The sequence below is a fragment of the Streptomyces violaceusniger Tu 4113 genome, from assembly GCF_000147815.2.
Taxonomy (GTDB): Bacteria; Actinomycetota; Actinomycetes; order Streptomycetales; family Streptomycetaceae; genus Streptomyces; species Streptomyces violaceusniger_A.
Genome location: NC_015957.1, coordinates 9,589,115 through 9,600,978, shown reverse-complemented (window position 1 = coordinate 9,600,978; position 11,864 = coordinate 9,589,115). Strand labels below are relative to the sequence as shown.

The following is an 11,864-nucleotide window of genomic DNA, read 5'->3' as shown; positions in this document are numbered from 1 at the left end:
CACATGGGGATGATCGGTTTCGACAGCGGCTGTCGAAGCAGGAGAAGCGAGCCGAGGAAGCGGCAATGATCTCGTTAACCATATGTCGCAACCAATAATCGCCAACACCAAGCGCGATTCCTTCGCCCTCGCTGCCTAAGTAGCGACTTGCGAAGTGTCAGCCCGGGGCTGTTCCCGACCCGGATCCTGGCATCAGCTAGGGAACTAAACCACTAAGCCCGGTCACGGGGCGTAGTGGGAAATCAAACAGTGACTGAGCCCGTCGGAGACTTGTCCGCGTGATCTCCGGGGCCGAGAAAATCACAGCGGACTGCGCTCGGAGAAGTCCTGATTCCACACCGGTGGACGCGGGTTCGATTCCCGCCATCTCCACTCATCCCATGTACGACGAGGGCCCCGCCAGCCGGCGGGGCCCTCGTCGTGTTTCGGTGCTCATCGGTGCTCGGACGAGCCTGGCGATCGAGCGGCTTCTGAGAACAGGCTGATGACCCCGGTGGGGGCGTTGGCGCCGAAGATGAAGTCGATGGTGCGGTGGGCGGCGGCAGCCGCCTTATGGCTCCGGGGGAACATTCCGCTCTCGTAGTCGGTGAGGGCCCGCTCGATGTCGTCGGGGTGGGCTGCGATCGCCGTACCGAGTTCGGCGCCGTCGAGCATCGCGAGATTGGCTCCGTCTCCTCCGGGGACGGTCGCGTGTGCCGCGTCGCCGAGGAGTGTGACGCCGGGGGCCCGGTCCCAGCGGTGGTCGTCCGGCAGCTCGTAGATGCTGCGCAGGACGGGTGCGGACTCGCCGTCGGTGATCAAGGCCAGCAGCTCCGGTGCCCAGCCGTCGAACTCTGCCGCCACCCGTGCCTTCGCCGCCGGGGCGTCGGTGAAGTCGATCGCATCGAACCACTCCACAGGACGGTGCAGCACGACGTAGGTGTGGACGACGTCACCGGCTTCACGGTGGGCGAGGAATCCTTTGCCCGGGACCAGGGCGTACAGGGCGCCGTTCCCGACGAGGCCGGCCACGCGCGGGTGGGCCGTGTCGACGTCGTGAAGGCAGGTGTCGACGTAGCTCATGCCCGAGTACACCGGCCGCTCGTCCGACAGGAGCGCCCGGACCTTGGACCAGACCCCGTCGGCGCCCACGAGGACGTCGGACACGGCCGACGAGCCGTCCACGAACGACACCTGGTGTCGTCCGTCTCCGACGGGGGTCGCCGAGACGAGCTTCTTGTCCCATCGCACCGTGCCGGGCGGCAGTGATGCGAGCAGGATCCGACGGATGTCACCGCGCAGTGTTTCCGGCCGTGCCAGGGAGCCGTCGTCCGGCCGGTCGACGACGACGCGTCCCTGCTCGTCGACGACACGTCGTGCTCCGCCGCCTCGGTGGATGATCGAGCGGTACTCCTCGGTGAGCCCGGCCATCTCCAGGGCGAGCTGGCCGTCTTCTTCGTGGAGGTCGAGCTGTCCGCCCTGGGTGCGGACGCCTGCGGACTTCTCCGCCTCGTAGACGGTGGCGGGGATGTTGTGGAGGTGCAGGATCCGGGCGAGCGTGAGTCCGCCGAGGCCGGCGCCGATGATCGAGACCGAGGACGTCATGGTGATTCCGTTCGCGTTGGTTCGCCTTTCCAGCTACGACGAACATTGTTCTGGCGACGATCATTGTTCGTCAACAGGTATGGTGGCGTCGTGGCAGGACGACGGGCAACGCGTGACGCAATCTCCCGGGATCAGTGGGCGGCGCTGATCTCGGCCAAGAACGCCGCCTCGGAAACCGGAGCGCGCCGGGCCGCCGGCCGGGAGAAGACCCCCATCACATTGGAGCGCATCATCGACTCCGCTCTCCAGGCCGTCGAGGCGAGCGGCTTCGAGGACCTGACGATGCGCTCGGTCGCGACGCGGCTCGGGACCGGCCCCGCGTCGTTGTACGCGCACGTGCGCAACCGGGCGGAGCTCGGTGACCTGCTCATCGGCAGGCTGTGCTCCCAGGTCACCCTCCCCGCACCGGACCCCGCGTGCTGGCGGGACCAGTTCATGGACGTGTGCGCACAGCTCCGCGATCAGTTTCTGCGCTACCCCGGTATCGCGCAGGCCGCTCTCGCCGTGGTGCCCGCCGATCTGGCGACTCTGCGGGTCGGCGAGGGGATGCTCGCGATCCTGCTCGCCAGTGGCGCGCCCGCCCGACAGGCGGCCTGGGCCGGCGACGCGGCCTTCCTCTACATCACGGGCTACTGCCTGGAGGCATCCGCGGCCCGGCGGCAGAGTGAGGACGTCGACGGCCGGGTGATCGACCGCGCCGAGATCGAGGAGCGGCTTCGGATGCTGCCGCCCAACCTGTTCCCTCACACCGTCGCCCATGCGCGGGAGCTCACCTCAGGCACCGGACACGACCGGTTCACCTTCACCCTCACCCTGCTGCTGCAGGGGCTGGTCCCGCCACGGCCGTGAACGGTCTCAGGACATCGGTGCGGCGGTTTCGGCCACCGGGGCGGAGGCCGGGCAGCCGCCAAGCCGAGCCGTGACCGTCAGCTCCCCGACCGGGAGGTCTGCGGGGTTGAAGCGGACCGCTGGAACCTGGACGGCGAGGGACCGGTCGAACGTCGAGATTGGTACCAGGTGATCGCTGGGGCATTCGACCTTGAGACGGAAGCAGCCGCGCTGCTCGGGATCGGGAATGTAGCGGGTGGCGTGCCGGATCGCGTTGGTGGCCAGCTCTGAGGCGATTACGAGACCGCGCTCGACAATCACGTCTATGAGCCCGTTTATCGCTCCCTGACGGCCGTACGGTCTCCCGCTCATCGGCATCGAGTCGGTGTCCAAGCTGATCGGTCACGGAAACTCGGCCATCACGAGCGCGACCTACTCGCACGTGACGCAGGGCACGGATGCCCGCATGGCGGAGGCCGCCGAGGTCCTGACGGGCAACCGCTCGCGGAGCCATCTGCGGCGGTCAGCTGAGGGACACGACGTTACCGGCCGGTTCCCGTAGCTGAGGGGCCGGCCGTCGTGCTGTCTGCGGCTAACGCTTGCGGAAGGTGACGCGGAGCACCCCGCCGGCTGTCAGGGCCAAGGTCAAGGTCAGCGCAAGGCGGCGCGAACGCGGTTCCTCAGCACTTCGTCGCTGATGGTGTCCAGGCCCCGCCACGCGAAGCCGCTGACCTCCTCGGCCTGCAAGGTCACGTCGCTGCCAGTAGTGGTGCGGAACAGGTAGCGGAAGTCGAAGTGCTGGTGGTCGGGCTCGCCCTTGGCGTCGTTGGCCGGGATGGGGTGCACGTCGACGTGTACCGGGACGGGTGAGAGCGGGGCGATAGCAGCACTGATGCCGGTCTCCTCCGCCAGTTCCCGTAGGGCGGCGCCCATGAGGTCGGCGTCGTCGGCCTCCAGGTGGCCGCCGGGCAGTAGCCACTTGCCGAGCGCCAGATGCTTGATGAACAGGGCCTGCCCGTCGTCGTCGACCAGGACGGCCCCGGCAGTGGCGTGGCCCCGGAATTCCTTCCGGCTGGTGAGGTCGGCGCCGCCATTCAGCAGATCGAGAACGAGTGCGAGGGTCGTCTTCTCCTCGGGGTGGGCGCTGGTGTAGTCGCTGATGACGGCGCGGATCTGGTCGGCCGTGATGGTCACGGGTCTCCCTTAGCGGTTGTAGTAGTTGAGCCAGGTCGCGGCGATGGCCGCACGGTCCTCGGACGGCACCTCGTGCATGCCCGGGGCGAGGTCTCCCCGTGCCAGCATGCGGAGGGCGGCCAGTATCTCGGCCTGTACGAGGAAGATGAACGGGCCGACGCTGGCGCTGTGCAGAAAGTTGACGGCGTTGCCGTTGTTGAGCAGATAGAAGTAGTGGCCGGTGGCGAGGTAGCGGGTGATGCCGTCTCCGGCGGCGCTGCGGGTGTAGCTGTCCGGCAGTCCGTCCAGCTCCAGCTCGTCTTCGCTGCTGGTGACGGTGGCGACGTAGGCGCCGTTGCGGAGCTGCGGGAAGTCCTCGCCGCGCAGCGACAGGGAACCGGTCGCGCACAGGACCAGTCCGGCCTGGGTGAGGGCGTGGTCCCGATCGCGGGCGACGCCGAAGCCCTGGGAGAGGGCCTGGGCGCGCCGGACGGGGCTGACGTCGTACACGGTGACGTGGATGCCTTTGGCGTGCAGGAGGCGGGCGATGCTGGACCCGAGCTTCCCGAACCCGAGGACCAGGGCGGGGCGGCCGTGCAAGATGTCGCCTCTGCCCCGTAGCAGGGCTTCGGTGGAGAACACGACGGACTGGCCGACGAGGAAGTCCTCCGGGTCCTTGAGCGGTGAGCGGGCCACGGACACGACAGGGCAGGGCAGCTTGTCGATCTCGGCGTACCGGCGGTGCCCGTTCTCGGTGTCCTCGACCACGCCGAGAATCCGGCCGGAGAACTGGTAGTACAGGGCTTCCAGTGCGGGGGCGAAGTAGCCGCCCACGTCGAGCAGCAACACGTCATCGCCCGCCGCTCGCGTCTCGAGATACGTCACGGCGGAATCCGGGTCTGCGAACAGGTCCCGGGACAGTGCGTCGCAGGGGAAGGAGCGCTCGACCTCCCGGCGGGCGGTGGTGCTGATCGACTTCGGCTTGGGGAGTACGGCACGCAGGTCCGACAGACCGGCCACGGCCCGGACGAACGCTGGGCGCTCGGGCAGCAGATGCGTGACCAGGAAGGAAGCGGGCCGGTCGGGCAGCTGAAACCGCTGCACGATGCGGCCGAAGTAGGCATCCAGCCGGGCAAGGTCCGTGGTTTCCACGTGCATCTCCTTACGAAGGCAGGGACGTTCGGTGTTTCGGTCGCTCAGCGGTGGTCTTTGGCCGACAGGGTGACCGGGGACACGGTCGCGGGGGCAGTCGGCGGCATCAGGCGGATGCGGTGGCGTGGCGTGCGTCGGCGCGACGGGAGAGAACGGCGTGGTGGTGGAGGAGCGCGAGGGCGCACCGGACGAGGCGCTGGGTGTCCTGGTGCTGCGACTTCAGCCCGGCGCCGGGATCGGCGGAGAGCTTGCGCTCGGCCTCCTCGATGGCGTCGACGGGGGCTCCCGGGTCGTTCTGAGAGGAAGAGGGCCAGCGGTGCTGTCCAGGTCGGTGTTCGTCATGTGAACGACACTAAAGATGGCGGAAGTTGGGCCTCAAGGAAGTTCTACGAAGTTGCGGGATTTCATCCGAGGGCGTTGATCGCATCCGTGATGAGCGCCCGGGCGTCGTGGCCGAATATGGCCAGCTGCTGGAGCGCGGCGAATGCTTTCGCGTAGACGGTGATCTCTGCTTCGCTGGTGATGCTGATCTCCGCCGACAGCGTTTCGACCTGTACTCGGTCGTCGTCGAAGATCATGAACGTTTCGAGTGGCCACATGCTCCGAGCCACGGTGGACGGGATGACGCCGAAGGCCACGGACGGCAGCGACATGACCTCTAGGAGCGAACCGAGCTGCCCCGCCATCACGGCCGCGTCGCCGAAGCGATAGCGCAGGACCGTCTCCTCGACCAGAAGCACGAACCGGTGGTCGCCCTCGTAGATGACCCGAGATCGGTCCAGCCGGGCCGTCGCGGCCTCTGAGGCGTCGTTGGGCGTGCCCTGGAAGTCGCTGATGGTGCTCAGGAGTGCCTGGGCGTAGCCGTGCGTCTGGAGCAGGCCGGGGACGACGTTCGAGCAGTAGACTCGAAATAGATGCGTGCGCTGGTACAGCGGCACTGTGGACTCGTGGATGCGCCGGATGCCCGTACCGTGCAACCGCTTCCAGTCCACATACAGTTGATCGGCGTTGCGGGTCTGGGCGATCAGCTCGGCCACATGTTCCGGTGCGCCGCAGGCCTTTAGGTACGCCCGGATATCGGCGTCCTCGGGCAGCGTAACGGCGTTCTCCAGCCGGGACACCTTCGACTTGTGCCAGCCGCACAGGGCCGCCACTTCATACGCCTTGAGTCCTGCCGTTTTGCGCAGGTCAGTCAGACGGGCGGCGACAGCTTCGCGGGCCGCTTGGGCGGCGGACGACGGCGAGACGTTCATTTGAGCCAGGTGTCCTGTGCTGCGGCGGGTCAGACCTTGTACTCCTCGTGTGGGATGGCCCGCTCCCATACGGCTTCGAACGCGTCGCTGCACAGCTTGGCCACCCGAGGGTCCTCGGTGTACTGCGGCGCGGCTACGTCACCGCGGCCAGTGAAGACGTTGAAGCGCACGGCCCGCTGGTCGATGAGCCAGAAGTCGTTGCCGGGCACGGCAATGTCCGAGGCGCTCGCCCGGGGCAGCCACCGGACCAGCTCGCCCGCCGCGACGTTCGTGAACGTACCGCTGTGCTCGTACTTGATGTAGTCGGTCACCGGTTCGGACACGATGCGAGCTCGACGCATCACGACGCCGCGCCCCACCGTTTCCGCGACCAGGTCGAGCCACGGACGCCACCACGACGACCGGTCCCCCTCGTTCAGGCGGAAGCCGGCACCCCACCGGGCGAACGGCTCGCGCTCGTTCTCGACGTCGTAGACGTCGCGCATCTCCAGGTGCACGGCAGATTGCTGCGCACCCTTCAGCAGCTCAGCGAAGCTGGGAACGTTCTGCGGCATCGCACGCCTTCCTGATCAGCGGCACCATGCGGGCAGGAACCCGGATGACCGCCTCGGTGTCGGGCTTAGGGCTGTCCTTGGCGCACTCGGCCTGTGTCCCCTCGTCGGCCAGCCAGCCCTGGAGGATCAGTTCCGGTCCACCCTCGGTCGTCTCATCGACCCAAACGGCAGGGCAGTTGCCGTCACCGGTTTCCGGGTCGATGCCGATGAAACGTAGTGCCATGACTGCCTCCTGAGTCCAGAGAGTTGCGCCATGTTGCACGCTGACGCTCGTCGACCGGCGCGAGGCGGTCAAGAGCGCAGGGTAGATTTCCGGCCGCTCGGTCGATACTGCCAACGGCCGGCCCGTAGCGCAGTACCGGCAGGCGTCAACGACGCGCATGGCGCGCGTGCGGCCCGGACCACGTCCGTCCCCGGCGTGCACGTTGTGCGCCGCCCCCGGCGACTTCGGGCCCCATGACCGCGCCGTGCCGCGCTCGGGCCTGTGCTCAGGGTGTATCGCGGCCGCAAAGCCAACCCGCGAAGGACTTGAGCACGCGGTTGTGATCGTCGCAGGACAGACCCTCGCAGGTGCCGAAGCCCTCGACCTGGCCGACGCCGCGCCGGAAGAGCTGGCCTACCACCTGGGCGCGGTGAAGCGGAGTCTGTACAGCCTGCTCCAGCTCATCGCGCCGGTCGGCGTAGAGAGCGACCACTGATGATCAACAATAGGCCGGATCGGGACGAGCAGCCGAAGATGACCATGCGTGTCTACACCATGGCGCACAACGGGATCGTCACCGCGCGAAGAGCGATCGTGGCCGTCCTCGCAGGGGAGAAGAGTGACGCCTGCTCAATGGGGCAGGCGTGGCCGCCGTGCCAGTGCCCCCGACACCGCGACCACAACAACCCCCACCGCTTCAAGTGGTCCTGAGGCCGCCGTCCGCCTCATGTCCTGATGCTCATAGGCGGCCGGGGCTGGACTGTCCTGGGTCCTGGTCGTCTGCTTCCTTCGTGGCAGACGACGGGGGCGCCCCTGCCGGCCGTCAGCCGATGTCCAGGACCGCCTTGCCGTGGAGGCGGCGCTCCAGCAGGGCGGCGACGGCCTCCTCGGCCCGGTCCCAGCCGCCGCGCCAGGAGATACCGGGGTCGAGGTCGCCCGTCGCGACGCGCTCCGCGAGCCAGCCGAGGTCGGGGCCGATATCGGCGCCGTCCAGCAGGTAGAAGGTGACGATCGAGCGGTCGTGGCGGCCGTCGTTTCCGTAGAGGGCGCCGAAGGGGAAGGTCTCGGGCTGGCCCGTGACATGGCCGACGGAGACCAGGGTGCCGTGTGCGGCGAGTTTGTCGTACGCCGCCACCAACTGCGGTCCGCCAACGTTGTCGACCACTCCGTGCACCGGCTCGTCGATCTCCGTCGGGTCCGTGACCACTTGGTGGGCGCCCAGTGTCCGCAGGCCGTCGCCGTGGGCGGCCGGGTCGCCGGTGGAGGCGATGACATGGGCGCCGCCGAGCCGGGCGAGCTGGAGGGCGTAGCGGCCGACGCCGCCGGTGGCGCCCGTGACCAGGATGCGGCGGCCGAGGGTGTCGCCGATCCGGCGCAGGGCGCGCAGGGCGCTGCCGCCCGCGACCGGGATGGTGCTGATCGCGCCGGGGTCGGCACCGGTGGGCGGGACGCCGAGCATGGTGGTGTCCACCGCGCGCAGCTCCGCCCAGCCGCCGTCCGCGCCCAGGGTGACGACGGGGGTTCCGGCGGCCGGTCCGGAGCCGTCGGCGGCGGCGCGCTCGACCACCCCGGCGGCGTCCCAGCCCAGCACGGTGCCCTCGGGGGCCTCGGTCCGGTGGGCGACCTCGCCGTAGTTGAGGGAGGTGGCGGTCACCCGGACCAGCGCCTGGTGGGGGGCGGGTTCGGGGTCGGCGGCCTCGCCGAGGCGGAGGCCGGAGGGGGCGGAGTGGTCAACGAGCAGAGCGCGCATGGCGGTTCGCCTTTCGATGAAGGGTGACGATCACAGTTATGCCACTGAGTGGCAAAAGCGCGCAAGTGGCATCGTCGGTGGCGGCTACACTTTTCGCCGTGACTGCCGCTCCCAACTCCTCGCTGCGCGAACGCAAGAAGCGGCGCACCCGTCAGGCGCTGATAGACACCGCGCTGGAGCTGTTCACCCGGCGCGGCTTCGGCGGAGTGACGCTGGATGAGCTGTGCGAGGAGGTGGAGGTCTCCAAGCGCACCTTCTTCCGCACCTTCACCAGCAAGGAAGATGTCGCGATGGCCCCCGACCAGGACCTGTGGCGGGCCTTCCTGGAGGAGCTGGAGACCGCGGACCCGGGCACGCTGCCCGTGGTGGAGCTGGGACGGGACGCGCTGCTGGCCGCGCTGGAGCGGATGGACGACGAGGGCTGGGCCCGGCGGATGCTGCTCAGCCGGCGGCTGGCCGAGCGGACCCCCTCGATGGGCGCCCACGGTCTGCAGTTCTGCGAGGCCACCACGCAGGAGGCGCTGGAGATCCTGCACCGCCGGTTCGGCCTCGGGGGGCCGGGCGACCTGCGGCCGCGGCTGGCCGTGGACATGCTGATCGCCGCGTTCCGCGGGGCGCTGGCGAGCTGGGTGGCGCGGGCGGACGAGGCGGGCCGTACCGAGCCGCCCACCGCCGAGGAGCTGGCCGCCCGCCTCCGCGAGGCCGTCGCCGCCCTCCCCGGCAGCCTCGCCCTGACCACGTCCCGGTGACGCTCGGCGGCTGCGCCCGACCCTGTTGATGGCTGGCCGCCGCCTCGCGTCCCGCCGCTGGTTGAGCCGCCCTGCCCGGCTGGCCGCCCGGCCCCGCTGGCGCAGCGCCCGGCCCCGCTGGCGCAGCGCCCGGCCCCGCTGGCGCAGCGCCCGGCCCCGCTGGCGCAGCGCCCGGCCCCGCTGGCGCAGCGCCCGGCCCCGCTGGCGCAGCGCCCGGCCCCGCTGGCGCAGCGCTGGGCCCGGCTGACGGCCGCGCTCGGACCGGCTGATGTCAGCGGCTGCGCTCGCCCGGCTGATGGCGGCCACCGACAGGCGGCCGCATCCGGCCTGGTCGGCCGCGGCACCCGGCGGCCGCGCCCGGCCCGCTGCCGGGCGGCTCAACCAGCGGCAGCCATGCCCGGCGGCCGCGCCGCGCCCGGTTCGCTGACGGCCTGCCGCCGCGCCGTGCCGCGCCGATGGCCGGCCTTCAGGTGAAGGCGATGAGCAGGCCGACGCCGAGGAAGAGCGTGCCCGCCAGGGTCATGCCCACCGCCGGGCCCACCAACTGGCGCCGCATGTCCACCCGCGCCTTGTGCGAGCTGCTCGGGAGGTACACCACGCCCACTCTCCGGCCGTTCGCCAGCCCCATCCCGATGCCCTGGATCGCGGTCGTGAACTCCACCTCGTAGCCCTGGTGGTCGTGGAACCGGATGACCGGCGTCTGGGTCGTGCTCTCGCCCCGGCGGTCCACGATGTTGGCGACCACCAGCCCCTCCGTACGGAGCCCTTCGCGGCGCAGCCGTCGCACGAGCCGGGCGTCGCGGACGGCGCAGGCGTAGATCAGCAGGCCGACCGCGATACACAGCAGATCGGCTCCGGGCGTGGCCATCGATGAACCGCCTCTCGTCGTGTTCGAAGTCTTCGAAGTGTTCGAATCCCCTGCCTACCACAGGAGACGCGTTGATCCGGAGCTTCGGTTCCGCCCGCGCGCTCTGTCGCGAAATGACGGGGTGCGGGATCCTCCCGTGACATGAGCAGACCCCTGAAGCGTCGTGTGAGCGGCTGGATCTGGCCCCTCGTCATCGGACTCGCCTGCACCCTCACCTGGAGCTCGCCTGCCGGTGCGGACACCTCCCGCGCCGGGATCGGCGACGCCCTCGACACCATCCTCGCCGACCCCCTGCTGAAGGGCGGCGCGGCCGGGGTGGTGGTCGCCGACGCCGATTCAGGCGCCGCCCTCTACCGGCACCGGGCCGACGACCGGCTGATGCCCGCCTCCAACACCAAGCTGTTCACCTCGGCCGCCGCCATGGGGCTGCTCGGCCCCGACCACCGCTTCGGCACCGATGTGCTGACCGACGGCAGCCGCCACGGCCGTACGCTCCGGGGCGATCTGTATCTGCGCGGCACCGGCGATCCCACGATGCTCGCGGGGGACTACGACCGCTTGGCCAAGAGCGTCGCCGACGCGGGCATCACCAAGGTCACCGGGCGGCTGATCGCCGATGACACCCGCTTCGACGCGCAGCGGGTGGGCCGCTCCTGGGCGGCCGACGACGAGTCCTCGTACTACGCGGCGCAGATCTCCGCGCTGACGCTCGCCCCCGACACCGACTACGACGCGGGCAGCGTCATCGTGGAGGTCGCCCCGGGCGCGGCCGCCGGCGACCGGCCGAAGGTCACCGTCACGCCGCCGAACTCCTACGTACGGATCGACAACCGCGCGACCACCGGAAGCGGCAGCCTCACCGTCGAGCGCGGGCACGGCTCCAACACCATCACCGTCGGCGGCGCGATTCCGGCCGGGGCGGCGACCGCCAAGGAGTGGGTCAGCGTCTGGGAGCCCACCGGCTACGCCGCCTCGGTCTTCGCCGACGCCCTCCACCGGCACGGCGTCCGGGTGGCCGGGCCCACCCGCCTGGGCCGGGCCACTCCGGCGGACGCCCGGACGCTCGCCGCGCACCGCTCGATGCCGCTCAAGGAACTGCTGATCCCCTTCATGAAGCTGTCCAACAACATCCACGCCGAGGCGCTCACCAAGGCCATCGGCTATGCGACGGCCGGTCGCGGCACCTGGGACGCGGGGCTCGGCGCCATCGCCGACTGGCTGAAGAAACAGGGCGTGGACACCGGCGCGGTACGCCAGGTCGACGGTTCGGGGCTGTCCCGGATGGACAACATCGCGGCCGGGCGCCTCACCGAGCTGCTGCTGTCGGTGCGCGACGAGCCCTGGTACGCCGACTGGTACGCCTCGCTGCCGGTGGCCTGCGCCCCGGACCGGTTCGTGGGCGGCACGCTGCGGACGCGGATGTGCTCCACCCCGGCGGCCGGCAACGCACGCGGCAAGACCGGCTCCCTGACCGGTGCCTCCGCGCTCTCCGGCTATGTCACGGACGCGGACGGCAGGGAGCTGGTCTACAGCGTTGTTCTCAACAACTACCTCGCGGAGTCGGTGAAGAGCCTGGAGGACGCGATCGTGGTGACGCTCGCGAAGTCCGGCGAGGGCCATGCGGAGGCGGTGCGGCCCCGTGCCGTACGGGGCGCCACGGCCGCCACGGCCGACGCCGGACTCGAATGCGCCTGGGTCAAGCCCCGGCGCTGCTGAGCGTGTTCCCGGGTCAGCCCCGGCGCCGCTGAGCG

Annotated in this window: 14 protein-coding genes and 1 other RNA gene; 6 read left to right on the top strand and 9 right to left on the bottom strand. The window is 70.1% G+C overall.

Features of this window, described 5'->3' with window-relative positions; translation table 11 throughout:
- Positions 1-5 precede the first annotated feature (5 nt).
- Positions 6-375: a transfer-messenger RNA gene (ssrA, locus tag STRVI_RS47190) on the top strand.
- Between the two features lie 57 nt (positions 376-432).
- Here the strand turns inward: ssrA and STRVI_RS39270 are convergent.
- Positions 433-1,584, bottom strand: coding sequence for an FAD-dependent oxidoreductase (locus STRVI_RS39270; protein WP_014061123.1), 1,152 nt, complete (start codon positions 1,582-1,584; stop codon positions 433-435).
- Between the two features lie 90 nt (positions 1,585-1,674).
- Between STRVI_RS39270 and STRVI_RS39265 the strand changes: the two genes are divergently transcribed.
- Positions 1,675-2,433: a TetR/AcrR family transcriptional regulator gene (locus tag STRVI_RS39265; protein WP_014061122.1), complete on the top strand. Its 759-nt coding sequence runs from the start codon at positions 1,675-1,677 to the stop codon at positions 2,431-2,433.
- A 6-nt stretch (positions 2,434-2,439) separates the two neighbouring features.
- On the opposite strand, the gene STRVI_RS39260 is transcribed toward STRVI_RS39265, so the two are convergent.
- The 3 genes from STRVI_RS39260 to STRVI_RS39250 all read right to left on the bottom strand — a co-directional run bounded on the left by STRVI_RS39260 (position 2,440) and on the right by STRVI_RS39250 (position 4,737).
- Entirely contained in the window at positions 2,440-2,805 is a 366-nt protein-coding gene (locus STRVI_RS39260; protein WP_150112956.1) for a hypothetical protein, read from the bottom strand.
- A 258-nt stretch (positions 2,806-3,063) separates the two neighbouring features.
- Entirely contained in the window at positions 3,064-3,606 is a 543-nt protein-coding gene (locus tag STRVI_RS39255) for an NUDIX hydrolase (protein WP_014061120.1), read from the bottom strand.
- A 9-nt stretch (positions 3,607-3,615) separates the two neighbouring features.
- Positions 3,616-4,737 (bottom strand): adenosylhomocysteinase, encoded by a 1,122-nt coding sequence (locus tag STRVI_RS39250; RefSeq protein WP_014061119.1) that lies wholly within the window; start codon positions 4,735-4,737, stop codon positions 3,616-3,618.
- Between the two features lie 124 nt (positions 4,738-4,861).
- Between STRVI_RS39250 and STRVI_RS39245 the strand changes: the two genes are divergently transcribed.
- Positions 4,862-5,083, top strand: coding sequence for a hypothetical protein (locus STRVI_RS39245; RefSeq protein ID WP_014061118.1), 222 nt, complete (start codon positions 4,862-4,864; stop codon positions 5,081-5,083).
- Positions 5,084-5,141: 58 nt separating this feature from the next.
- Here the strand turns inward: STRVI_RS39245 and STRVI_RS39240 are convergent, their stop codons facing one another.
- The 3 genes from STRVI_RS39240 to STRVI_RS39230 are packed head-to-tail and all read right to left on the bottom strand — an operon-like array spanning position 5,142 to position 6,839.
- Positions 5,142-5,990 carry a helix-turn-helix domain-containing protein gene (locus STRVI_RS39240; protein ID WP_014061117.1) on the bottom strand — a complete coding sequence of 283 codons (849 nt, stop codon included), beginning with the start codon at positions 5,988-5,990 and terminating at the stop codon, positions 5,142-5,144.
- A gap of 29 nt (positions 5,991-6,019) precedes the next feature.
- Positions 6,020-6,544 (bottom strand): DUF6879 family protein, encoded by a 525-nt coding sequence (locus STRVI_RS39235; RefSeq protein WP_014061116.1) that lies wholly within the window; start codon positions 6,542-6,544, stop codon positions 6,020-6,022.
- Positions 6,516-6,839: a hypothetical protein gene (locus tag STRVI_RS39230; protein ID WP_353477067.1), complete on the bottom strand. Its 324-nt coding sequence runs from the start codon at positions 6,837-6,839 to the stop codon at positions 6,516-6,518. Before STRVI_RS39230 ends, STRVI_RS39235 begins: the two co-directional genes overlap by 29 nt.
- Positions 6,840-7,086: 247 nt before the next feature.
- Between STRVI_RS39230 and STRVI_RS55225 the strand changes: the two genes are divergently transcribed.
- Positions 7,087-7,242, top strand: coding sequence for a hypothetical protein (locus STRVI_RS55225; protein ID WP_014061114.1), 156 nt, complete (start codon positions 7,087-7,089; stop codon positions 7,240-7,242).
- Positions 7,243-7,569: 327 nt separating this feature from the next.
- Here STRVI_RS55225 and STRVI_RS39220 read toward each other — a convergent pair whose 3' ends face one another.
- Entirely contained in the window at positions 7,570-8,496 is a 927-nt protein-coding gene (locus STRVI_RS39220; RefSeq protein ID WP_014061112.1) for a zinc-binding dehydrogenase, read from the bottom strand.
- Positions 8,497-8,594: 98 nt separating this feature from the next.
- Between STRVI_RS39220 and STRVI_RS39215 the strand changes: the two genes are divergently transcribed.
- Positions 8,595-9,245, top strand: coding sequence for a TetR/AcrR family transcriptional regulator (locus tag STRVI_RS39215; RefSeq protein ID WP_043237263.1), 651 nt, complete (start codon positions 8,595-8,597; stop codon positions 9,243-9,245).
- Between the two features lie 466 nt (positions 9,246-9,711).
- Here STRVI_RS39215 and STRVI_RS39210 read toward each other — a convergent pair whose 3' ends face one another.
- Positions 9,712-10,113, bottom strand: coding sequence for a DUF3592 domain-containing protein (locus STRVI_RS39210; protein WP_014061110.1), 402 nt, complete (start codon positions 10,111-10,113; stop codon positions 9,712-9,714).
- Between the two features lie 141 nt (positions 10,114-10,254).
- On the opposite strand from STRVI_RS39210, the gene dacB reads away from it, so the two are divergent.
- Positions 10,255-11,829, top strand: a complete 1,575-nt coding sequence (gene dacB, locus STRVI_RS39205; RefSeq protein ID WP_014061109.1) for a D-alanyl-D-alanine carboxypeptidase/D-alanyl-D-alanine endopeptidase — start codon at positions 10,255-10,257, stop codon at positions 11,827-11,829.
- Positions 11,830-11,864 lie beyond the last annotated feature (35 nt).